Genomic DNA, 23,692 nt, shown 5'->3' on the forward strand with positions numbered 1-23,692 from the left:
GAGGTTACCAGGGGCACCAGTTTCTGTTTTCGGGCTGTTTTTCTGAAAACAGCGAAAACAGAAAAATAATCAGCTGCATGTAAAGGGTTTAGGTGGGGCAGCAAGGGCTACGGCCACTTTTACCGTGTTTATACGTAGAACGCGTGTAGGTACAGGCGACACCTCCTGGGCATGCAGGCGCATGGCGTGGGGCATACTCTGCCTGCCCCACACCCCATTTCTATGAGAATATTCTACACCCTGTTTTTCTGCCTTTGGTCAGCAGCATTACTGCAGGCACAGGTGATTACCGCCCCAGATTCCATCAAGCCTGGCTTGGGCAACCGGGAGCAGCAGCTAAAGCGAATCAAAGAACGGCAGAAACGGCTGTTCAGAGACTCTGTGGGCGGCACGGAGCCCGCCAACACCTTTCTGCTGGACACCACCCTGTTCAACAAATACGGCGACCTGCTCCATGACGACCCTGAGTACAACCCGCGCCAGCCCCTCTGGAAACCTGTGGCGCAGGTGGTGGGCATCAATGCCGTGTTTATGGGCTATAACCGGTTCATTGCCAAGGCAGATTACGGCTACGTGAGCACCCAGTCCTGGAAACGCAACCTGCGCACCGAACCGGAATGGGACACAGATGAATTTGGGATCAACTTCATTGGCCATCCGTACCAGGGCACCCTCTACTTTAACGCCGCCCGTTCCCAAGGCTATACTTACTGGCAGTCACTGCCCTTCGCCGTAGGCGGAAGCCTCACCTGGGAGTACTTTGGCGAGAACACCCTGCCGTCTTACAATGACCTGATCTATACGCCGCTGAACGGCGCCGCCCTGGGCGAAATCCTGTACCGCTTGAGTTCCAACATTCTGGATGACCGCACCACCGGCCGTGAGCGCGTGATACGGGAGGTAGCTGCCGGGCTGGTAAACCCCATGCGCGGCCTGAACCGCCTCCTGCAGGGCAAAACCCGGCAGGTGACCAACAGGGAGGTCTACGAGAAGGAACCCATCAACCTGACGTTCTTTGCCGGGGTGCACCGCCAGAACCAGGAGCAGGATGACGTCTTCGGCGACGGTGACACCAAGGTGATGTTCAACGCGCAGCTGGACTACGGCAATCCGTTTGAAGTGCAGAAGCGCAAACCCTTTGACCTGTTCCGGTTGCGGGTGGAACTGAGCGCCGGGGGCAAAGACACCACCGCGGGGGTGATCAACAACATCACGGGCTACGGCATTTTGTTCGGCAGAAACGGCAAACTGGGTAAAATGGACCTGCTCACCGGTTTCTTTCAGTACTATGACTATTCAAACAAATATTTTTTCTACACTGATAATCAATTACTTATAGGCGAAAAAGTGTGATGTTCAAACCTTGAACACCCCAATGTGCAAACGAAACGGGCTGTTTTTGTTCAAACTGCCGCCAAAAATAGGGTGACCGATCACCCCAAAAACAAAGAAGGGAACCCGCTCTGGATTCCCTTTTCTTTTATGCGAAGTACAGGTTCGCTTCGGTGGTGCGTCGGGTCACCAGACCTTTCACCTTCACGCCACCAGCGTTCACCCACTTCTGGAACTCACCAGCGATGGTCGCGTCGCTCGGATCATTGTTCACCTTCTTCAGAAGGGTGGACTTCCGCAAAGCTTCCGCGCCGCAATTGTACGCAAACGATACCAGCGCGTCGTACTGGTTCTGGTTGACCGCTCTGGTCAGGCACTTACCGACGAAGAATTCAAAGACCTTCAGATCGTTCTTCAGGTACGCTTCCGCTTCTTCCAGCGTACAGGTGTCACCCAATTTTACCGCCTTCCCATTCGGGTACTTCGTGGTGCCGTACCCGATGGTCGCCACCTTCGCACTACACAGGTACGCCTTCAGGCGCAACCCTTCGAACCGCTTTATCAGTTCGATTCCATTCTTCGAAATCTTCAAGGTTCATACATTATTTTTTATTCTTCGATCACACGGATGGTGATCTGGTGGGTGTTGTGAGCCAGTGACTGGTCACGTCTGGATGTGAATGATTTGTAGTACCGACCGTCATCGTTCGGGATTATGCCTTCGGTCTTCAGCGTGTCCACCAGAATCTTCGTTCCAGCCGCGACGTTCTCCACGTCCATTCTGGATCTGAACACGATTTCCAGTTCAAAGACCGTGAACGGCTGGATACCAGCTTCCGCGATCATGAGTTTGAACCGCTCGTTCCACTCTTTCTTCACCGCGTTCCGCTTCCATCGGTTCACCGAATACGCTTCGTTAATCGACAGCCACTTCCCCAAAAACTCCAATCTGTACTCTTTCACCATACATATTTAAATGGATGGGTCTGGCTTGTTTGGGTCAGAAAAAAAAGTTGAAATATTTTCGGTCGAAAACGGTCAAAAACCAAAACGGCGACTATTTACAGATATATATACCTATAGAATAACCTTAAAAAATAATCACATGAAGAATGTCATTTTTAACAACCGATGGAAAATTCAGGAACGAGAAATCACTGAACCTTTTATTTAATTCAAGCCGCGTCAACAACGCATCCAAGACCGTCTATATGATGGATCTGAAGAACCGATTCAACCCGAAAACACTGGATGAATTGGAAGCATTATTCAACCAGTATTCGAAGATGAATCTGGATGAAGCCAGTCAATACGTGTACGATTTCCAGACCGTACATTTCAGCGGTGAGAGCCGCCACAGCTTGGAAGAAATAAAACTGTTCGTTTACGATGTCTTCATCCGCAGATCCATGCGAGGTGGTGACATGGAGACCAAAGCGAAGAACCACTTCAACGCCACCTTCTCTGGTGACACAATCACTTTCAAGACCGTACCGACCGATTTTGATTCAAAGTACGCCGTCGATCTGGTGTACGGCAACAGCACCGCGAAGTGTGTGGGAGCCATTCAGATCAAGCCAGAGACATACAAAGGGGTTGACCCATCCATCATCAAACGAGATACGGACAAGAACACCAGTTTCACGGAGAAATACGACAAGAAAGTACACTGGCTCTACTATAATTCCAGCGGCCAATTTTCAAACTTTTATGAAATCGTGGATATAATAAAAGACGAATTGAACACCCTTAAAAAATAATTATATGAGAATTGAAAGACCTATCAAACAAAGACCACGCGGACAGATTTATCCGCGTGGTTGCAGAAGACAAGACAGCAAGAAAGAACTTTAAATCCTATCTGATCCGAAGGTTCGGGTACTACACCGAAGCATTCAACGACAATTACCAAGACGCAATCCTGAAGGCATATGAAGCCATCCTGAAGAAAGGATTCACCGCCGTAGATGACAGCGCGTACCGCGACTATTTCTACACCACATTCAGGAACGAGTATGTGAACACCAACATCGCGAACCAGAAAAAACACAAAACCCATCTGGATGTCAGCGGCTCAGAAGAAAGCTTTTTGGGCTATACCTACGGCGAAGGCGAGTTCACCGTGATGCCGAAGCACCACAACCAGAACGACCAGCTTGACCAGAGCAAACACCAGACCCATCCAGCATTTATATATATAGAGGAGTACGGCGCGGCAAGCGAACGCGAGTTGAAAGAGTATATCGACAAAGTGAAATCACACCAGATCAAGAACAAATATCTGGATCAACTACCGCCGCACCTTTCCAGCGTCTTCAGACTTAAATACTACAACACGTCGGTGGACTCCAACAAGAAATCCAGAAACATGACATACAAGGAGATCGCGAAGAAACTGGAAATCAGTTTCGACATCGTTCGGAACCGCCTGTACGAAGCGCGACAACTGGTGAACAAAATGCTGGAAGAAGATCCAGCCATAAAAAATATCGACAGCGAATGGAAGAAAAGAATGTAGGGAGAAACCCGAAAGGTGCTGGACGGAAAGTCGGTTCAGTCGCGACCACTACAAAGGTGAAAGGAAAGGATCTGAGAGAAGGTATTGACACCTTCCTTCAGGACACCTTTGTGGATGTGATCAAAGCATACAACACCCTTCCACCGAAAGACAAAGTGAACTTCTGGCTGTCACTGTACAAAGGCCGTGACGGTAAGACCGATGACGTTCCAGCCTTCCTGAAACAGTTGATGGGTGGTGGGATCAACATCCTTCCAATCGCACCAGAAAGCGATGAAGATCTGGAATCATAAAATAAAATACTATGGGTGAGTTTAAACATAAAAGTCAATCAATGGGTCGCGGATAAGCTGATCCCATCACAACACAGATACATCATATTGAAAGGTGGCGGTGGTTCTGGAAAGTCCATCGGTGTCGCTCAGAAAATAGTTTTGCGGATGGTTACCGAAAGGAACCACCGCTTTCTGGTTATAAGGCAAACCGCCACCACGCTCGCGGAATCCGTCTTCAGGACGTTAAAAGACACCATCACCGACATGGGTTTCGCTTCGCTCTTCGAGTTCAGGACACAGCCGCTGAAGATCATCAACAAGTACAACGGGAACGAAGTGCTGTTCTACGGCATGTCTGACAACGGCGCGGAGAAGATCAAATCTATAAAAGGTATTTCTGGTGTCTGGTATGAGGAAGCCAGTGAAAGCACCAAGGAAGAAGTACTTCAGCTTGACCTTCGCCTTCGCGATGCCACGGGTAATTACCCACAGATCATCCTGTCTTTCAACCCGACATCTGAGACGCTGTGGCTGAAGGAAGAATTCTTCGACAAAGACGTGGATGAAGACACGCTGGTGATCGAATCCACCTTCCGTGACAATGCCTTCCTGACCAAAGAGTACAAGAAAGCGTTGATGGGTCGTATCAAAAATGACGCGAAGGCCAAACAGGTGTACCTCGAAAATAAATGGGGTACGGAGTCACAGGAAGGTCGCTTTTATAAGAAGTTCGACGAATTCAAGCACGTGTCGAAGAAGGTCAAGTATGATCCAGACAAAGCGATTTATATGTCTTGGGATTTCAACTTCCTCCCGCATTCCACCACGCTTCTGTTCCAGCTACACGATGACACCACCATCCATTTCTTCGATGAGATCGCGATGAAGTACCCGAACAACTCCATCAAATCAAACTGTCAGGAATTCAAACGCAGGTACCCACATCATCACTCTGGACTGTACGTCACAGGTGATCCCGCTGGTAAGGCGAACAGCGCGGCCAACAGCGTGAACGATTACAAGATCATCGAACAGGAACTGACCGACTATTCTCCAGAATTTTATGTCGATGGTGGTCACCCGCCACAGAAACAGCGCGGTCAGTTCATCAACGACATTTTCGAAAACAACTTCGAAGACATCACGGTGTTGATCTCACCAGACTGCAAAATTCTGATCAATGACTTCTCCTACCAGAAGGAAGACATCAAAGGCAAGGTGAAGCCGAAGGCGAAGGACAAAGTCACAGGCTCCGTTTACGAAAAATTGGGTCATGCCAGTGACTGTTTTGACTACGCGATGTGTAAGGTCTTCGAAGTCGAATGGAAGATATTCCAGCGCGGGAAGACCGTCCTTCCGTACGTGATCGGTTACAACAAGCGGTCATCCAGATATCTGTAAACACAAGCATTCTTCACCATTTAAATATGTATAAATAAATGGTGAAGAATGTACTTTTTAACCCCTTCCGATTTTGATCTGATCATCAAACAGGAATCCATTTCCCAGATCACACAGTCAGACCCGACCATACTTGAAAACGCCGTGGACGTAGCCATCGCGGAAATCCAGTCATACCTGAAACAGAGGTTTGACGTGAACGCGATATTCACGCAGCCGACCGCCACCAGAAACGAACAGATCGTGATGTACGCGTGTGACATCGCTGTTTTCCACCTTATGTCACGGGTCAACCCACGCGCCGTCTCAGAAGCCAGAATCGCGAGATATGACAACGCGATCAAATGGTTGAACATGGTGAGGAAAGGCGAACTGATACCAGACCTTCCACTGATCCAGACCGAAGAGACCGCCACCACCTTCTTTTATGGTGGTAACAAGCCTTTCCGCTACGGCTTATAAAAAATAAGAATATGTAAGTGAATATACTGAGTAATTGGGGGAGCCGAATCAACAACTTCCTGAACAAGCCACAGCCAGAACACACGCGTCTGGACAAGAATTTCAACAAGCTTCCACAGTCACAGGCCAGAAAGGACGTACAGGATCTGAACCACGCCATCGAAGCGGCTGGTTCCATCGCGAACCCTTCGCGGTACCGCCTGTACCAGATTTACACCAACATCCTGAACGACCCAGAGATTTACAGCCAGATCCAGAGCCGCTTCAACAAGACCTTCGCCAAAGACTTCAAACTGGTGGACAAGAACGGGAAGGAAGACGCGGAGAAGACCGCGCTGTTCAAGACTTCATGGTTCCGTAACTTCATGAAGTACGCGCTGGAAGCGCAACTGTACGGTCACTCACTGATCCAGATGGGTGACATCCAAGACGGCAAGCTTTCCGAAATCACACTGGTGGATCGTTTCCACGTCAAACCAGAATTGGGTCTGGTGGTGGCTTCATCTTTCGATGTGGTCGGTGTGGACTACAGAGAACCAGAGAAGGCCGCGTGGAACATCGAGATCGATGAATGCGGTTTGGGTGTTTTGCTGAAAGTAGCCAAAATACTTCTATACAAGGATATGATTCTGGCGGCAAACGTCCAGTTTGCCGAACTGTTCGGGATGCCGCTTCGCGTGGGTAAAACCGACATGCAGAACCAGACGAAGATCGAGCGTATGAAGAACATGCTGGACAATGCTGGCGCGGCTGGCTGGATGGTCGTGGATGAAACCGAACTGGTGGAATTCATCGAAACCACCAAAGGCAACGGCGAAGTGTTCCAGACTATTCTGACATACATCGACAACCAGATCGCGAAGGTGATCCAAGGTCAGACCATGACTTCCAACAACGGTTCCAGCAAAGCACAGGCCACCGTCCACGAAGGTGTCGCGGAAGACTACGCCGAAGCCGACCAAAGGAAAATGGAGTTCATCGTGAATGACCTTCTGATCCCGAAACTGATCAAACACGGGTACCCGCTGAAAGGTCTGACCTTCCAGTTCGACACCTCAGTGAAAACCAGCCTGACCGAAAAGTTCACATGGGTGAAGGAACTCCTGAACACTGGCAAATACGAGATTCCTGAAGACTACATCATCAAAGAATTCGGTATTCCCGTGATCAAATCTGACATCAAACCCGCCGTACCAGTAGCACCGAACCAAGACGAAGACACCGCTGGAAATTTTTAAATACCAGTGTGGAATTCCATCACCGCCACACTGGTGATCTGGTGAACATCGACTTCTTCAAGACCTTCCTTCCGTTTCTGACAGATATGTACAAACGCATCTACCAGACGGGCGGTGTCGATGATGCTCTGGTGGATGAAAACGTGGTGAAGACCACGTATGGGTACCTGAACAACGCCGTGAAAAGCGGGTACGGTCAACAGCGCGATCGCGGTGTGATCGGAGCACTTCAGACAAATTTGAATGTCTTTTCTGTCTTCAAGTCGCACCAAGAACAGAAAGCCATCGCGTCACTATTGACCAAGAAAGGGAAACAGGTGGCGTATGAAGAGTTCGAACAGGAAGCACTGAAGATATCGCTGAACCACCACAAACACTGGCTGAAAGCGGAATACAACGCCGCCACGGAAACGGCGAAGAACATCGCGATCTGGAATGATGTCCAGAAGACGAAAGACAGGTTCCCGTATTTGATGTACGTCACCAAGGATGATGACCGCGTACGCGATGAACATTCCAAGTGGCACCGCCACGTATTACCAGTGGATCACCCGTTCTGGAACACCCACTTTCCCGTGAATGGCTTCGGGTGCCGCTGCACTGTCAGGAAACTTTCGGAAGCCGACGCACAGGCCGAAGGTATCACGAAAATGAAGCGGGAAGAGACGTATCATGGTGACACCGCCTTCAACTTTAACGCTGGCAAGGAACAAGCCATCTTCGGCGGTAACCATACATATTTTCAGGATCTGGATGATGAAACAGTAAAACAGTTGAATGAGTACGCCGCGAACAGAACCTTCAAAGGTGACGCGAGATAAAGAGCAAAAGGGATGACGTGATCATCCCTTTTTTTGTGCAAACACAAGACGTACCAGCCATTTAAATATATATGGCAGGAAAGGACAAATTCGGGTTCTGGAAGATCAAACACGAGTTCATCAACCAGAAACAGGACATCGCGAAAAGCGTGGCGCAACACTCACTTCTCTTCTTCAGGAAAAACTTCAACAAAGAGGGTACGGAGAAGGACGGGTTCACCAAGTGGAAGGAGCGGAAGTGGAAAGTGAACAGGAAACTTCTGGTGAAGTCTGGTGACCTCAGAGACGGGATGTACGTCAAGTCGGCTTCCTTTTTCAAAACGGTGATCCAGAACGATGTTCCATATGGTGAGTACCACCAGAACGGTACCGCCACCATCGACAAACGCGAATTCCTGTACGCGTCGAAAACGCTGGACGCTCAGGTGATCAAGCTGATCGAAAACAGGCTGAAAAAACTATTCCCACGATAAATGGACATCATTTATGATATACTGAGACAACGCATTCTTGACCAGACCTTCATCACCGACGTGAGGGAGTTCAACAACCAGATCCAGAACATGGCTGAAGGCAAAGACGAACTTTTCCTTCCTTCGGTGCTGATCGAGTTTGGTCAGAAGGAATATGAAATGAGATCCGCGCACGACAAACAGTACGGAACCGTGGACATCAAATTTCATCTGGTATCTGAGAATTACAGCCACGTCTTCACCGACCAGAAACAGTTCAAAGACACCATCAACACGGTACTGAACAACTACAGCGACGGCGTGAATTTCTACCAGTTACGCAAGACCAGCGAAGAACAGGACAAGTCCTTCACGAACGTTTACGTCCATATTCTGACTTACACCACGCGGTTTATCGAATACATCCAACAGGACAATGATCTGGTGGAATTCGAGATCGACGGAATCCAGATCGTGGTCGATGACCATGTGGTGGAAATACCCGCCAACCTTGAACCAGCGAAAGTGATCGATGGTGACAGCGTGGTATATTTGGACAAAGGCGACGTGTATGTAGCTGTCGGTGTCCAGTTACCCGTCACCATCCAGAATCCCAACACCAACCAGACCGTCACCGCCACGGCAGGTGAGACCTACACGGTACCAGCGATGGAAGAGATCACCGTGTCACTTTCCAGCACCAAGACACTGAAGACGGGTCTGAAGGGATCGAAGACCATCGGTTTCGCGGGTACCATCGTGGCGTACTCGATCACCACACCAGAAGCGGGTGACATCGAATTCAACATAAAACTGAACGGCGCGAACTTCATCGAAGGGAACTTCCCGAAGCTGGTCAACCAGACATACAAGAAAGAATACATCCAGTACTGGATCAATGATCTGGTCGCTGGTGACGCGCTGGAATTCCACGTGGTGTCATCGACCGTGAAGGTCTGCCAGTTGAAACTGTACATAAAAAAGAATCAAATATAAAATGGGATTGGACTTCGAAGACCTGAAACAAATAATGGGTGACATGGTGAGCAACATCGTTGCTTCCCGCCTACATACTTACTACAACCTATACACGGAAGACATCGCTCAGATCGAGTTCACCAAAGAATATGAGATCCAAGGTGAGACCATAAATGTGTACGTCTCAGATGCCACCTACCTGAACAGGTTCCACATCACGATTCAGATGACCTATTAAAAATAAATCCTATAGATGAAGAATTATAAAAGCATAAAGTTCAAGAACGCCACATTGACAAAGACATATGACAAAGACAAAGTGACGGTCATTGACCTGATCCGAAAGTCTGGTGAGTATGTCGGGCCGATGCCACTCGCGGTGGCGCGTCCGATGGAATCACCTTCGGCGCGTGAAGTCGCTTACCCACAGGCCATCGAATATGATGGGAATACACAGTATGTCTTCCTGAGTGATTGCGGGTCTGCCGCCGCAACAAGAAGACAGGTTTTGTATGAATTTAACAAACTGACTGGTGAGTATGCGTACAAAGGCTTTATCACAGTCACCTTCCCGACCGCCACGAACCACACCATCCGTGGCGTGAGAATGCTGGATTACCAGTACACCACGGGTACGGTTTCGGCTTCTGGTTTGACGGTGACTGGTACTGGTACCGCTTGGAAGACGGCTGGTTTCGCCGCTGGTGGAAGGATCTCTTTCGGCTCCACTACTCGTTCGCAGTCTGCCAGATGGTATGAGATCGCGACCGTTGACACCGACACACAGATCACTTTGGTCGCTCCAGTGGACGCACCCGTGAACAACGTTCCTTTCGTCTTCGAAGAACTACGCGGTTTGATCGCGACCACCAACGCCACGGTGACGAACGGCGGTCTGTTTCTGGTGAAAGGATTGAACTTTGATACGTTCGCGAACGGGGGTGTGACTATTCCAGCCGCCACCAACATCGACAACATCCGCGCGTGTTACTGGCTGGCAGATGCCGCCACGGTGACCACCACACTCGCTTGGGGTGTCGCCGTTGACGAAATGTCTTCCTTCAGTAACCACGATGTGTATCTGTTAAACTCTGGTTTTAAGATATACAAATTCAACGCCCGTCAACCGCTGAACTCTTTGTCTGCTGGTAAATCGTCAGAAGCTTTCCTGTTTGCCACTGGTAACGCGACCATTACGGGTGCCGCCTCTCAGACCAACAACGGGAGGATCTGTACGACACAACATGGCGCGGGTGCTGGTGAAAAGTCCATTTACTTCGTGACCACCACACGTATTAACCGATGCGCCTTGAGTGGGATCACGAACGGTTCCACCACATTTGTCAATGACTCGATGGTGGAAGTTCCGAACGGTGGTTCTGCTACAGTACAGGCTGGTGCCGCACTTTCAAGTATCGAATACTCAGATTCCATCGACGCTTTTGTTGTTAATATTTCGGCTTCGACAATCGGAAAAAGCTATATAACAAAATACAGAACGGATGGATCACCTTTCGATATTAACTACATGAGTGAAGCGCGAACGTTTGACCAGTCCAGCGCGTCAGGTGATTCACCAGTGTTCCCTTCGATCACTGGAATGACTTTCACATCTTGGGTGGAAAGCGGGGTGATGCACACAGCGAGGATGGGTACGTCGATACTGAACAACCAAGTGTACGCGATCCCTTTGGGTGCTGAGTGTTTAATGAACCAGAACCAAGGTCTGATCACTCCAGTTTTCGATCTTCCAAACGCTCACAAATTCGAAAGCGTGTTGGTAAAGGCGAAGACCACCCACGGGAAAGGTGCTTTGGCTGTGGGTGGTGAGACATACAACCTGTTTTACAGAACAAGCGGTATCGCCGACAACAGTGGCTCGTGGACTGCCTGTGATGAAGGTGACCTTTCTGGTGCTTCTGGAAACCAGATCCAGTTCAAGATCACTTTCAGGATCGCGGGAAACACGTGTATTCCAGCGCAGATCAAAGAACTGACAGTGACATATGAAGACCAGAACACGGATTCACACCTTCAGCCTTCCACGAAATATTCGAGTCTGGTGAACAGCCAGATCGCGTACAGACTGGATGAAGCCTTCGACACCAGCGTTCCAGACCTGACCATAAAACTGTACAACGTACAGACAAACATAGTGATCCTGTCTGACACCGTGGCTCAAAGCGGCTTCGGCACGTGGCAATATTCGACCAACGGTACCACATGGCTTCCGTTCAACGCAGCCGCCGCGAACGTGGCTGGATCATATATCCGCTACACCGCGAATGGTCTTCCAGCGGGTGTGAAAATCAAAGCGATCGTTAACAGAACATAATGGATGAACTTGTATTCGATGTCAACTTCTTCGTCTCAGAGACACCAGAGTTGACACCAGAACAGATCGGTGAGATTTCCGCGATGGGTATGACTTCAGCGGATTTCATCACTGGCGAAAGTGCTGGTGAAACAGTATTGATATTTTAAACACATCACGGTCTTGCCATTTAAATATGTATAAAACAAACGTATTTAAATGGCAAGATCTATTTCCGAGATACACAGTCAGATCCTACAGACGAAGAATTCGGATTCCACCCTTTCGGCGGCAAACTCACCGTCACAGGTTTCGGTGTACCGCCTGTTCTCCTACGTCATCTCTTTCGCGATCCACCTTTTCGAAAAGATTCTGGACGCGAAGAAGACGGAGTATGAGAAGATCGCGGATGAATCGAACGCGGGTACGGCTCTGTACCTTTCCGCGAAGGTGTTGGAATACCAGCACGGATCGACCCTTTCCGTGGTGAACAACACACCCGTGTATCTGGTGCCAGACGCGACGAAAAGAGTGGTGTCGAAATGTGCGATCCGCGAGAACTTGGAAACGGGTCACGTGCTGGTGAAGGTCGCGAAGCTGGTGAACAACAATCTGGTGAAGCTGACCGAAGCCGAGGTGAACGGTCTGAAGGCGTACATCGCACAAATCAAAACCGCTGGTCAGAAAACGATGGTGTCTTCTCTGGATGCCGACCAGATTTCGGTGAACGCGGATGTGTACTATGACCCGTCTTTCCTTCCAGATACCGTGAAGACCAACGTGATCACCGCCATCACCACATATTTAAAGAACATCGACTTCTCTGGTCAGATCATCGTGTCTCGCCTACAGGACGCGATTCAGGCCGTGGAAGGGGTGAAGGATGTCCAGATCCACAATATCAGAACGCGCGTGTCAACTGAGACCGCCGCCAATGCAGAGACCCACACGCGAATTTATGACCCATACGCTGGATATGTGGTACCAGATACCACCAACGGGTACACGCTACAGGACACCATACAAATGATCGTATTTTAAGAATGAACATATCTTTTCTTTCCATCATAAACAAGATACTTCCACCAGCAAAGCGAAAGCCGAAAACGCTGGCTTTCCTGAACGCGCTGGTGTCACCGCTACAGTCGGTATATGACTGGCTTCTGTTGACCTACTTTCCAGACGTTGAAAGGCGAATCCGTTGGAACGCCGTGGTTCTGATCTTCGAAAAACTGTTGAACGATCTTCACAACGCTGGCAACCCGAACAAGATCTTCCTGTCTGAGTCAAACGAGCTGCAACCCGTTCACATCTTCAAAATAACTGAGAACACGCCGCTGTTCCTGTACAACATGTCAGAGGGTGAAGATCCCGTGTACCTGTACAACAGCGCGGAATACAATTCGGCTGCAATTTTCACGGTGAACGTTCCCGACTCCATTTCATCCACGATTCCACGAATCAGAGCAACCGTGGACAAATACAAAGTCGCGGGTACGAAGTACACCGTGGTGACCTATTAAAAAATAATTTCTATGAATGAATAAATTGATTAATCCAGTACCAAGCGGTGGTTTCCCTTTCACCGTGGATGATGCCATCCGCATCGAGTATGAACTTCACGCCGCGATCGGTGCACTTGCCAACGGGATCGACGCTTCTGGTTTCGTGATCTCTGGATGTACCGCCACAGTCTCTGGTTCCACCCTTATCATTTCGAATGGCTTCGTATATCTGGATGGTCAGTACATGCGCTTCGGTGGCTACACTGGCTCATATCCAGCCTACGTGAAAGCGGGTACGCCTACCAAGACACAAAGGATCTACGGTGACGGCTTCAGTAAGGACGCGACCATCGAAACCTTCGCCGTGGTCACTACCTCGCAGCCTGGCAGCGGCTCATACATCACCTTCAACCCACAGCCGAACAAAGTACTGAAAACCTCGATCACTGGCAGCGTGGACGCTCGCTTGACGCAGGAAATCACCGACCGAACCAATGGTGACAACGTTCTTTCTGGACGTATCGACTCAGAGGTGGGAACGCTGAACAGTGCCATCGCTTTGAAGGCGAACAAAGTCCAGCCAGTGTGGCAGAACATCGTTTTTTCGAACAACTCTGGTTCATCTTTCACCGCCGACACTTCTTCTTCTTTCAGACAGACACCGCAGTACATGAAGGATGAATTCGGCTTCGTGCACCTCAGAGGTCATGTGAACTCCACCAACCAGCCGACCTTCTTCTGGACACCACCAGCGGGGTACAAACCACCGAAGGATGTGTTCATCAACGTGTCATACCCGAACGCCACGATCGTTCAGAGCGGAAGGCTTTATTTCTCTGGAAACGAATTCACCTACGGTTCAACCAACACCGCAAACCACATCTTTTCACTGGACGGGATTTCCTACTACGTGGGGTAAACAGATATAAAAAAGCTATTTAAATATATATGGAATTAAGATATACCCACATAAACAACGACGTGACCACCGCGACCATGTACCTGAACGGGATCATCGGTGAGGAACTGGATTCGGCTCAGTTCGTTCGTGAGATGAACTATCTGGATTCGCTTGACATCAACGACATCACCATCAAAATAAACTCTGGTGGCGGCTCCGTTTTTGCGGGTCTGGAAATAGTTGACGCGATAATGGAAGACAGGTTCTTCATCACCGCCCACGTGGTGGGTCTGGCCGCTTCTATGGCTGGCGTGATCGCTATGGCAGCGAACAAAGTCGTGATGAATGACTTCGCTCTTTTGATGCTTCACAACCCTTCTGGTGGTGATGATGAAATCCTGAACAAAGTGAAGAACAGCCTGATCACCATCTTCAACAAAAGGACTGGTGTGAATGAAAAGTTCATCGACATGATCATGGAGAAAGAGACATGGTACACCGCCGACGAAGCGAAGATGTACGGCTTCATCGATGAAGTCGCCAACACCAGCAAACGCGTACAGGTTGACGTGTCGAACACGTCTTTGAAGGAGATGTACAACATCTTCAATAAAATAAATTTTGATGAAATGACTGAAAATGAAGTGACTGACAACACCGAAGTGACCGTGGAAGAAACTGTGGTTGAAACCGTGATCGAAGCGGTGGAAGAGACACCAGCGGTGGAAGAGATCGCAAACGCCGAAGATGTTCCAGCGACAGAAGAAATTGTGGAAGAAACCGTCGAAGAGGTGGTGGAAGAAACACCAGCCGTGGAAAACAAATATTCGATTCAGATCGATGTTCAGAACATGGAGGTGGTCACTGAAAAGCTTGACCAGCTACAGAAGGAGAACGAGGAACTGAAGAATCAGATCGCTGAACTGGTGAAGAAAGAGGAAGACCGCCTGAAGGCTTTACAAGATGCCAGAGAAGAAGAGATCGTGACCAATGCCATCGATTCTGGAAAGATCTCGAATGAAGTGAAGACCACGTGGAAGAACCTTTTGAAATTGGACTTTGAAAATACCGTGAAGGCTCTGGACAACATCATCGTGAACAAAACGGCGGTGGATGTCACCAAGGTGATCAACAAAAATGCAGAGGTTTCCAATATGACATGGGATGAAGTTTTCAGATCTGGAAAGGCTCAGGAATTAAAGGAGAAATCACCAGCCCTGTACAACCAATTATACTTCGACAAATACAAAGTTTACCCTTCGAATTAACAGCACACTTTTAAATTTCCCTTCCTTATAGTGCTGAAAGCCACCTGTTCTTGGGTGGCTTTTTTTATGTGAAAATTTCTGGTAAACAAAATGAATGAGCCTATTTAAATATATACAACCACAGGCCAAAAGTGGTGACCCTTAAAAATTAATAACTATGAATGGCAGGACTATTAAAAGAAGTATGGATCGATGTAATCAAAGATACCATCAAAGAGAAAGCTGACTTTTTATCGTATGTGACCTCACACGATGAATACGTTCAGAACAACGTCATCAATATGCCACAGGCTGGCGCAAACGCGGGTATCGCGGTAAACAGAACCACTTTACCAGCAACCGCAACCCAAAGAACCGACAGCAACTTGCTGTACACTTTGGATCAATACACGACTGACCCACAGTTCGTTTCCAACTTGGAAAACTTCCAAAGCTCATACGACAAAGTGAAATCTGTTCTGAGTTCACAGATGGACGCTATGATCGAGCGTATGGGTTCACTTGCCTTGAACAAATTCGCCACTGGTCTTCCAGTTGACCGCGTGATCAACACGACTGGTGCTGTGTCTGGTACGGCTCTTGCCCCAGGGGCTACTGGTACTCGTAAGGCTCTGATCCTTCAGGATATAATCCGTTTGGCTCAGAAGTTTGACGAAGACGGTGTGTCTTCAAACGACCGCTATTTGATGTTACCAGCGGGTATGTATTACCAGTTGTTGGCAGATGCCGACATCAGAAACATGAGCGTGAACGGCTTCGGTGGTTCGACCATCGGTTCTGGTGCCTTGCCAGAGATTTTGGGCTTCAAGATCCTGAGACGTAACGTGGTAAACTCCTATTCTACAGTTTCCGCTCTGAAGGCTTTCGGTGCCGCTACTGCTACCACTGACTTCTTGGGTGGTATCGCTTGGCAGAAGGACAGCGTCGCAAAAGCTGTGTCTGGAATCGACGTGTACTACGATGAGAAAAACCCACTGTTCTTCGGTAGTGTTTTATCGACCGAAATCTGGATGGGCGCGAGCAAAACCCGCTCTGACAACAAAGGTATCGTGGCACTTGTCCAAGGATAATTCATCCGAATAATACTGAAGAAAAGCCAATCAATACATCATTTATTGGTTGGCTTTTCTTATAAAAAATAAGAACCATTAATGGCATTAAATAACGTAACAATAAACGTAAATGGAAATGGACTTGGAAGACAACTGAGAACGAACGATTCCGTTTCGGGTCTCGTGTTTTATTCGGCAACCTTGCCGTCTGGCTTCACTACCTCTGACCGTATCAAAGCGGTTTATTCCCTTCCAGAAGCTGAGACTTTGGGTATCACCAAAGCCGCCGTTCCACTGATTCACTACCATGTGAAAGAATTCTTCCGCATCCAACCAGATGCAAAACTGTACGTGTCGATCAACGCGGTTCCAGCTTCCACATATAACTTCTCCGAGGTTACGACCTTGCAGAACTTCGCGGAAGGTGAGATCAAACAGATCGGTGTGGTGGCGAACGCGCTCGTTTTCGCAGCCGCGCAGGTGACCACGCTTCAGACCATCGCGGACGCTTTGTTCCAAGCTTACAAACCAGCTCTGATCGTGTACGGTGCCGAGTTCAGCACTTTGACTGTCGCTTCTGTTCCAACACTGGCAACGGCGAACGCCCCATACGTGGTGGTGACTTTGGCCGAAGACGGCGGTGGTGACGGCAAAGCCTTACGCGCCACGCTTTCAAACAAATCGGTGACCGCCGTGGGTGCCACTTTGGCCGCTGTCTCAAAAGCGAAGGTGTCACAGAACATCGGAAACCTGACCAGTGCCTTCAACCTTTCGAACGGTTTGGAACTGGAAATTCCCGCGCTTTCAACAGACGGTCAGCCTGTGAAATTACTATCTGACACCGCTCTTTCTGACCTGAAAGACAAGTGTTATTTATTTATCAGAAAGTATTCAGAATACGCTGGATCATACTTCGAAGACTCGAACACTTGTACGGCTTCCACTTCTGATTTCGCTTCCATCGAAGCCGTGAGAACCTTCTTCAAAGCGGTTCGAAACGTGCGTACGGTGTTGCTTCCAGAAATCAAATCCAACATCTTTTTAAGTGCTGGAAAGATCTCCGAGACATCATGTGTACACCTTGAATTACTGGCTTCACAAGCCTGTGAAAGCATGGTTTCCGCTGGTGAATTGTCCGAGTTCAAAGTGACAATCAACCCGTCACAGGACGTGCTTGGTACTTCAAAAGTGGTGGTCAATTTATCGATGGTTCCTTCTGCAATTGCGAGAAATATCCAAGTGAATATGGGCTTCACAAAGAAGTAATATAAAAAATAATATACGGAATTTATATGGCACAACCTTTAATAAACGGAGTTGAATATTCGTGGGGAAACATCACCATCAGTGCGATGGGTCAGGTGATCAACGGTATCTCTGGAATCTCCTATGATGACAAGCAAATGAAAGAGAACGTGTACGGTGCTGGCAACATGCCAGTGGCGAGAGTGTACGGGAAATACGAAGCCAGTGGCAAGATCACCCTTCACACGAAGGAGATCGAAGCGTTGACGAAAGCCGCGCCGAACCGCCGTCTTCAGGACATCCCACAGTTCAACATCACGGTCTCATTCGCACCGCTTGACGGCTCCGAAATCGTGACCCACCGCCTCAGAGGGGTGGAATTCGTGACGAACAGCCGTGATCTGAAGAACAGCGACGGCGCGATCGAAACCGATCTGGAACTGATCATTTCACACATCGAGTGGTAAGCACCACCCGACCAAAAACCGAAAGAGGTGACGAATAAACACGTCACCTCTTTTCCATTTAAATATATATAAGGAAAAAATAATACTATTAAATGGAAGATTTACTGAAAGAGCTGAAAGACAAATATGGTGTCGTTTATACGGTCACCGTGGAAGACTCAGAAGGCACCGAACAGGTGGCATATTTCAAGAAACCAGACGTAGCAACAAAGAAACAACTGTTCAAAATACTGGCGAAAGACAGCGACGTTTTCAAGGGTGGCGAAATCCTGATCCGCTCATGTTTCATCGGTGGATTTGATGTGACAACGGATGAAGACGCGATGTTCACCGCATCGTTGGCAATCGTGGAAATGGTGGACTTCAAACCCGCCACTTTAAAAAAAAATTAACTGATCCAGAACGGGAAATAAAAGACAAAAACCCGAACGACTTTTTCCGAATGATCGACGCGCAATTGCGCTATTATTTCAAGGTCGATCCCGATGATCTCGATGAAGAAAAGTATGTCGAATTATGGCACCAGATGACATGGATTCGGAAGAAGGAAAACGAACAGTACAAGTAAAAAACAGGGGTGGTATTTCCACCCTTTTTTTTGTGTCCAAACACGACTGGACGCGGCCATTTAAATATGTATAAACCAAAGTATTTGAATGGCAAATATTGTACAGTACATCATCGAATTAAAAGATAAATTTTCCTCACAGATCTCACAGGCCGCAGCGAAGGTGAACGAGTTCGAAGGGAAGGTCGATCGGGCAAACCAGAAGGTGAGCGGGTTCGGTTCCACGATCAAAGGCATGGCAGTGACAGCCGCCGCCGCCTTTGCCGCGATGGGGGTGATGGAGTTCGGACAACAGGTGGTCAAGGCTGGTACCGACATGGAACAGACGCGGATCGCCTTCAAGACATTTTTGGGTGATGCCGAAAAAGGGAACGCGATGATCGCCACCCTTCAGAAGTTTTCCATCGCCACACCTTTCGATGACGCGCAGGTGATCAAAGCGGGTCGTTCCCTTTTGGCTTTCGGTGTCGATGCCGCCGACGTGGAATCGAAGCTGAAGATGTTGGGGAACATCTCTTCGGCGGTCGGGAAGGACTTCAATGAACTCGCGACCATATATGGTAAGAACAAAATATCTGGTGTCATACAGGCCGAAGACCTGAACCAGTTGACCGAAGCTGGTATTCCAGCGATCGCAGAGATCGCGAAGGTGATGAAGGTATCTGAGAAAAGCGTGAAGAAGCTTGGTTCGGAAGGGAAGATCACGTTCGCCGTTCTGGAAAAGGCTCTTCAGAACTTGGGTGGTACGACTGGCAAGTGGGGTAAAATGATGGATGAACAGTCCAACACCGTCGCTGGTCGCTGGTCGGCTCTACAGGGTATGTACCAGAACACGATGACGAAGATCGGTGAATCGATGCTTCCGCTCATGAACAGGATCATCGACTTCATAAATTCGACAGTACAGGCATTCAAGGACGTGTACGCGTGGTGTGACAAATATTCCACCGTACTCGAATCTTTGGCCGTGGGTCTGACCGCCGCCGCCGCCGCTTGGGGTGTGTACGCCGTCGCCACCAACTTCTGGACAATCACCGCGTGGATCGCTACCACAGCCACCACGGCATGGGCAACCGCTCTTTCCGTAGCCGCCACCGCGATGACCATTTTGATGTCACCCGTGTTTCTGGTGATCGCAGCCATCGCGGCTCTGGCTGCTGGCGTGTACTATTGCTGGAACAAATTCGAAGTCTTCCGTGGGTCTCTGTACGGGATCTGGAACGTCTTCAAAGCGTTGCTTCCTGTCGCTGGTGCTTTGGGGAAAGTGCTGGTGGGTATAGCCACCTTCAATCCCGCGATGATCTCTGGTGGTATCGCTTCAGCCGTCGCGGAATACAACAAGATGGATCTTTCCAAGGCTTTTTCATCTGGTATGAAACAGGCGAAGGATGAATTCGCCGCCGAAGCCAAAGCCGAAGAAGGGAAGAAGGCCACCACCACCGCGACCACACCGACAAAGAAAAAGACGGGTGACAAGAAAGACGACAAGAAAGACGACAAGAAACTTTCCAGCAAGATTTCAGGCGTGTCTTCCAACCGACCGACCTCGATCCACCTCACGATCAACAAGCTGGTCGAAACGCTGGAAGTGAACACCACCAACATGAAGGAAGGGTCACAGCAAATCAGAAAAATGATCGCGCAACAACTGGCCGCCGCCGTGGGTGACGTGGAAGCGGGTCACACTGGCAATTAAAAAATAAGAACACCAAGTCAAGTGGAAAAGAACTATGAAATGGGTCAGCACCCGAAAGGCCGTGACATAAACTACAACATCATCACCGTGGACACCGCCGCGATGGTGGCTTCCAACATCCTTTCGCGGGTGAAGACCTACCAGTTGAACAGGACACCGAAAGGTGATGACATGTCTGGAAAGTATGACATCGACGCTTCTCAGTACTTGGGTCAGTTGATCCAGACCGACGTGACTCTGACCGTGGATGACTACCAGACCGAAGAGTTCGACAGGAACACCAATTCATACCGAAAGGTGACCATCCAAGGGAGTACCATCCAACTGAAAGCGGTACTGGTGGATGTGAGCATTTCGAAAGAGATCGTGACCACCACCATCGCTGGTCAGTCTGGCACCATAAAGGAATACATCTGTGACGGTGACTACCAGATCTCATTCCAAGGGGTGATCGCGGCTGACTATAAAAAGGAATACCCGCTGGAAGACGTGAAGAGCCTTCAGGCCATCCGCAAAGCCGCCGTTCCAGTGGCGGTCACGTCCGAACTTCTGAACAACGTGTTCGGGGTGTACAACATCGTGGTGACCGACTTCGGCACCAGCCAACAGGAAGGTGTCATCAACGCGATGTACTTCACGATGGACGCGCTCAGTGACTCACCTCTGGAATTAAAAATATAATCCTATGCCTTGAAAAGACTCACATCACTCATTAAGATCGGGAAACACCAGTTCAACTTCCTGACAGAGTTTGAAATGAAATCTTCCTTCGAAGACTTCACCGACACCGCCACCATCACCATCCCGAAGAGGATCATTTTCCAAGGGAAACCCATCGTGAACGGCAACGACTCGATCTTCAGGATCGGTGACAAAGTGGAAGTCCACTGTGGGTATGATTTCCAGAACGTTCCCGTGTTCATTGGCTACGTTTCGGCGGTGCAACAGAAGACACCTTTCGTGATCGAGTGCGAAGACCAGATGTGGCTTCTGAAGCGCGTGTCCTACACCAAGTCTTTCAAGAAAGTATCGCTGAAAGAACTGGTCGATTTCCTGATCTCCAAGCTGGATGACAAACCCAAAGTCAACGTGACGGTGGACATCGACCTGAAGAACTTCATCATCGACAACGCCACTGGAACACAGGTTCTGGAAGAATTGAAGAAGGGATACGGGATCAACTCGTTCTTCCGCGACGGCGAACTGTACGTCGGCTTCAGCTATAATTCCCAAGCATCGGAGAAGTACCGAAAGACGAAGGAAATCATCTTCCAGAAACAGGTGATCGAAGATGATCTGGTGTACCGCTCCAAAGAGGAAACGAAGGTGAAGGTCAAAGTCACCGTAGGAGAGGGCAAGACCAAAAAAGAAGTGGAAATCGGTGATCCAGACGGTCAGGAAATCACCTTCAAGGTTCCAGATGGAGCCATTCCCAACCCGAAGAAGTACGCCGAAGAGATGCTGGAGAAACACAAGTACGAAGGCTTCAGCGGCTCTTTCACCACGTTCGGGTTCCCACACTTCAGACACGGTGACGTGTGCAAGCTGGTGGACTTGCAGCATCCAGAGAAGAACGGGTCATACATCGTGAAGACGGTCGAAAGATCCTTCGGCTCTGGTGGCTTCAGACAGACCATCGAACTCGCCCAAAAAATATCATAGTCTTTACATGAACATACGTGATGCCATACAACAGATCGCACAGAACACCGACAGGGTGTATTCCAGCCACGCCGAAGTCACATCTGTCGATGAATACGCGATGACATGCGATGTGAAGTTCCACGGCTCAGAACTTGAACTTTTCGACGTGATCCTTCCAGCCACGGACGGTGGTTCGCCTTTGGTGGTGCCGAAGGTGGGAAGTGATGTGATCATCGCTTTCCTGTCGAAGAACACCGCCTATGTCGCATCGGTGACGGTCGCGGAATACTTCAACATCAAAAACGAAAACGAGTCACTGAAGATGATCCTGTCTGACTTTCTGGACGCGATCACTCAGTTGACCGTTCCCACGCCCACAGGGCCATCTGGCGTTCCCGTCAACGCCGCCGCCTTCACGCAGATCAAGACCCGACTGGAAAAAATATTCAAATCTTAAATGTTAATCAAAGAAACACTCGCCGCGCAGCTTCTGAATATGTTTTCAGATCTGAGTAAAAGAACGGAGAACCAAGCCGAATCAAACCAGCATCTGGCGAACGCTCTGGCAGACATAATCGATATGTATGTCAAGTCAGCGACCGTGAATTTCACGGCACCAGTGACCACAACTGGCACCGCCACCACACAGACTGGTATAGTCACAGGAACAGGTACTTTGTCTTAAACAAAGCCTATAAAACAATTTAAATATATATGACAGCAAAGGATTTTATACTGGATGATGACGGTGATCTGTACATCTCACCAGAAGGCGACTTCGTGATCGGTGAGTCTGACCACCAGCACCAGAAAGACATCGTTCAGGCTTTCAAAGGTCATTACAAGGAATTCCCGTTCATCGGTGTCGGTATTCTCCAATACCTGAAGGCGAACGGCATGGAAGCGGAAATGAAGAAAGCGATCAAGCTGGAACTGGAAAGTGACGGGTACAGGGTCAACGCGGTGGAAATCATCGACCTTGACAAAAATGAAATATATATCGATGCAACTCGCAACATATAAAACGCTGGAAAACCAGTCCATCTTCGACCTGTCTCTTCAACTATGTGGTGATCTGGAAAGCGTCTTCGACCTTCTGGTGTTGAACCACATCACGGATCTGAACGATGACACCACCATCCCGTCTGACTTCCAGTACGTGGTGAAAGACAACTATGTGACCCGCTTCCTGAAGAAGACCGTAGCAACCGATGGAAGGGTTCTGGGTGAATTCGTTTCACCTTCGGCATATGTAAACACTGGCAGCGGTGACAACGAGATCACACAGCTTCCTTCGCTGAAGAACAGGTACACCGCCGTGGACGGTCAGAACATATTTGACGTGGCTCTTCAGATAAACGGTGATCTGGAAAGCGTCTTCGACTTCCTTCTGGAAAACGGCCTGAGTCCGAACAGTGTGATGAGATCTGGAAGGGTGATCCAGTACGAGGGTGATCCCGTGATGGGTGTGACCGTGGTGAGCGGTGAGGAAACCTATATCGAACCGACCGCCTTCAGTACAGCCTTCAGCATCGACTTCGCATAAAAACATAAA

30 protein-coding genes are annotated in these 23,692 nt (G+C 48.9%); 27 read left to right on the forward strand and 3 right to left on the reverse strand.

Features of this window, described 5'->3' with window-relative positions; translation table 11 throughout:
- Positions 1–222 precede the first annotated feature (222 nt).
- Complete coding sequence (locus tag A8O25_RS15270; RefSeq protein WP_161947764.1) at positions 223–1,353, forward strand: DUF3943 domain-containing protein; 1,131 nt, start codon at positions 223–225, stop codon at positions 1,351–1,353.
- A gap of 127 nt (positions 1,354–1,480) precedes the next feature.
- On the opposite strand, the gene A8O25_RS15275 is transcribed toward A8O25_RS15270, so the two are convergent.
- On the reverse strand, positions 1,481–1,924 hold the full coding sequence (locus A8O25_RS15275; protein WP_066836433.1) for a lysozyme: 444 nt from the start codon (positions 1,922–1,924) through the stop codon (positions 1,481–1,483).
- A 17-nt stretch (positions 1,925–1,941) separates the two neighbouring features.
- Entirely contained in the window at positions 1,942–2,298 is a 357-nt protein-coding gene (locus A8O25_RS15280; protein WP_066836435.1) for a hypothetical protein, read from the reverse strand.
- A gap of 146 nt (positions 2,299–2,444) precedes the next feature.
- Between A8O25_RS15280 and A8O25_RS15285 the strand changes: the two genes are divergently transcribed.
- From A8O25_RS15285 to A8O25_RS15385, 22 genes are all read left to right on the forward strand, one after another.
- Positions 2,445–3,092 (forward strand): MjaI family restriction endonuclease, encoded by a 648-nt coding sequence (locus A8O25_RS15285; protein WP_066836437.1) that lies wholly within the window; start codon positions 2,445–2,447, stop codon positions 3,090–3,092.
- A gap of 11 nt (positions 3,093–3,103) precedes the next feature.
- The gene (locus A8O25_RS15290; RefSeq protein ID WP_066836439.1) at positions 3,104–3,850 is read left to right on the forward strand and encodes an RNA polymerase sigma factor; all 747 of its coding nucleotides are present in this window, start codon (positions 3,104–3,106) and stop codon (positions 3,848–3,850) included.
- A gap of 56 nt (positions 3,851–3,906) precedes the next feature.
- Entirely contained in the window at positions 3,907–4,143 is a 237-nt protein-coding gene (locus tag A8O25_RS15295; protein ID WP_153042772.1) for a hypothetical protein, read from the forward strand.
- Positions 4,144–4,158: 15 nt separating this feature from the next.
- Positions 4,159–5,526 (forward strand): PBSX family phage terminase large subunit, encoded by a 1,368-nt coding sequence (locus A8O25_RS15300; protein WP_066836443.1) that lies wholly within the window; start codon positions 4,159–4,161, stop codon positions 5,524–5,526.
- A 48-nt stretch (positions 5,527–5,574) separates the two neighbouring features.
- On the forward strand, positions 5,575–5,988 hold the full coding sequence (locus A8O25_RS15305) for a DUF1320 domain-containing protein (RefSeq protein ID WP_066836445.1): 414 nt from the start codon (positions 5,575–5,577) through the stop codon (positions 5,986–5,988).
- A 17-nt stretch (positions 5,989–6,005) separates the two neighbouring features.
- Complete coding sequence (locus A8O25_RS15310) at positions 6,006–7,226, forward strand: phage portal protein family protein (protein ID WP_066836447.1); 1,221 nt, start codon at positions 6,006–6,008, stop codon at positions 7,224–7,226.
- An 8-nt stretch (positions 7,227–7,234) separates the two neighbouring features.
- Positions 7,235–8,047: a phage head morphogenesis protein gene (locus tag A8O25_RS15315; protein WP_066836449.1), complete on the forward strand. Its 813-nt coding sequence runs from the start codon at positions 7,235–7,237 to the stop codon at positions 8,045–8,047.
- A gap of 71 nt (positions 8,048–8,118) precedes the next feature.
- Complete coding sequence (locus A8O25_RS15320) at positions 8,119–8,520, forward strand: hypothetical protein (protein ID WP_066836451.1); 402 nt, start codon at positions 8,119–8,121, stop codon at positions 8,518–8,520.
- Entirely contained in the window at positions 8,521–9,495 is a 975-nt protein-coding gene (locus A8O25_RS15325) for a hypothetical protein (protein WP_066836453.1), read from the forward strand.
- 1 nt (position 9,496) lies between these two features.
- A complete protein-coding gene (locus A8O25_RS15330) occupies positions 9,497–9,715 on the forward strand; it encodes a hypothetical protein (RefSeq protein WP_066836455.1) in 219 nt (72 codons plus the stop codon).
- A 15-nt stretch (positions 9,716–9,730) separates the two neighbouring features.
- Entirely contained in the window at positions 9,731–11,812 is a 2,082-nt protein-coding gene (locus A8O25_RS15335) for a hypothetical protein (protein ID WP_066836457.1), read from the forward strand.
- Positions 11,812–11,961: a hypothetical protein gene (locus tag A8O25_RS23275; protein ID WP_161947765.1), complete on the forward strand. Its 150-nt coding sequence runs from the start codon at positions 11,812–11,814 to the stop codon at positions 11,959–11,961. Before A8O25_RS15335 ends, A8O25_RS23275 begins: the two co-directional genes overlap by 1 nt.
- Before the next feature lie 406 nt (positions 11,962–12,367).
- Positions 12,368–12,832, forward strand: coding sequence for a baseplate J/gp47 family protein (locus tag A8O25_RS23280; RefSeq protein WP_161947766.1), 465 nt, complete (start codon positions 12,368–12,370; stop codon positions 12,830–12,832).
- 194 nt (positions 12,833–13,026) lie between these two features.
- Positions 13,027–13,314 carry a hypothetical protein gene (locus A8O25_RS23015; RefSeq protein WP_153042773.1) on the forward strand — a complete coding sequence of 96 codons (288 nt, stop codon included), beginning with the start codon at positions 13,027–13,029 and terminating at the stop codon, positions 13,312–13,314.
- A gap of 16 nt (positions 13,315–13,330) precedes the next feature.
- Positions 13,331–14,215 carry a hypothetical protein gene (locus A8O25_RS15350; RefSeq protein WP_066836463.1) on the forward strand — a complete coding sequence of 295 codons (885 nt, stop codon included), beginning with the start codon at positions 13,331–13,333 and terminating at the stop codon, positions 14,213–14,215.
- 29 nt (positions 14,216–14,244) lie between these two features.
- Positions 14,245–15,465 carry a Clp protease ClpP gene (locus A8O25_RS15355; protein WP_066836465.1) on the forward strand — a complete coding sequence of 407 codons (1,221 nt, stop codon included), beginning with the start codon at positions 14,245–14,247 and terminating at the stop codon, positions 15,463–15,465.
- Between the two features lie 161 nt (positions 15,466–15,626).
- Positions 15,627–16,535 carry a hypothetical protein gene (locus A8O25_RS15360; RefSeq protein ID WP_066836467.1) on the forward strand — a complete coding sequence of 303 codons (909 nt, stop codon included), beginning with the start codon at positions 15,627–15,629 and terminating at the stop codon, positions 16,533–16,535.
- Positions 16,536–16,616: 81 nt separating this feature from the next.
- Positions 16,617–17,783: a DUF2586 family protein gene (locus A8O25_RS15365; RefSeq protein ID WP_066836469.1), complete on the forward strand. Its 1,167-nt coding sequence runs from the start codon at positions 16,617–16,619 to the stop codon at positions 17,781–17,783.
- A gap of 26 nt (positions 17,784–17,809) precedes the next feature.
- Positions 17,810–18,229 carry a hypothetical protein gene (locus tag A8O25_RS15370; RefSeq protein ID WP_066836471.1) on the forward strand — a complete coding sequence of 140 codons (420 nt, stop codon included), beginning with the start codon at positions 17,810–17,812 and terminating at the stop codon, positions 18,227–18,229.
- 92 nt (positions 18,230–18,321) lie between these two features.
- Positions 18,322–18,621, forward strand: coding sequence for a hypothetical protein (locus A8O25_RS15375; protein ID WP_066836473.1), 300 nt, complete (start codon positions 18,322–18,324; stop codon positions 18,619–18,621).
- 264 nt (positions 18,622–18,885) lie between these two features.
- A complete protein-coding gene (locus tag A8O25_RS15380; RefSeq protein ID WP_066836475.1) occupies positions 18,886–20,493 on the forward strand; it encodes a tape measure protein in 1,608 nt (535 codons plus the stop codon).
- Between the two features lie 21 nt (positions 20,494–20,514).
- Entirely contained in the window at positions 20,515–21,174 is a 660-nt protein-coding gene (locus tag A8O25_RS15385) for a DUF6046 domain-containing protein (protein WP_066836477.1), read from the forward strand.
- Between the two features lie 24 nt (positions 21,175–21,198).
- Here A8O25_RS15385 and A8O25_RS23020 read toward each other — a convergent pair whose 3' ends face one another.
- Positions 21,199–21,381, reverse strand: a complete 183-nt coding sequence (locus tag A8O25_RS23020; RefSeq protein ID WP_153042774.1) for a hypothetical protein — start codon at positions 21,379–21,381, stop codon at positions 21,199–21,201.
- On the opposite strand from A8O25_RS23020, the gene A8O25_RS15390 reads away from it, so the two are divergent.
- From A8O25_RS15390 to A8O25_RS15410, 4 genes are all read left to right on the forward strand, one after another.
- Complete coding sequence (locus A8O25_RS15390) at positions 21,370–22,155, forward strand: hypothetical protein (RefSeq protein ID WP_153042775.1); 786 nt, start codon at positions 21,370–21,372, stop codon at positions 22,153–22,155. The genes A8O25_RS23020 and A8O25_RS15390 overlap by 12 nt on opposite strands.
- Positions 22,156–22,162: 7 nt before the next feature.
- Entirely contained in the window at positions 22,163–22,594 is a 432-nt protein-coding gene (locus A8O25_RS23410) for a hypothetical protein (RefSeq protein WP_066836481.1), read from the forward strand.
- A gap of 257 nt (positions 22,595–22,851) precedes the next feature.
- Positions 22,852–23,160, forward strand: a complete 309-nt coding sequence (locus A8O25_RS15405; RefSeq protein ID WP_066836484.1) for a hypothetical protein — start codon at positions 22,852–22,854, stop codon at positions 23,158–23,160.
- Positions 23,126–23,683, forward strand: coding sequence for a hypothetical protein (locus A8O25_RS15410; RefSeq protein ID WP_153042776.1), 558 nt, complete (start codon positions 23,126–23,128; stop codon positions 23,681–23,683). Before A8O25_RS15405 ends, A8O25_RS15410 begins: the two co-directional genes overlap by 35 nt.
- Positions 23,684–23,692: the final 9 nt, after the last annotated feature.

This window comes from Rufibacter ruber (assembly GCF_001647275.1).
Classification (GTDB): domain Bacteria; phylum Bacteroidota; class Bacteroidia; order Cytophagales; family Hymenobacteraceae; genus Nibribacter; species Nibribacter ruber_C.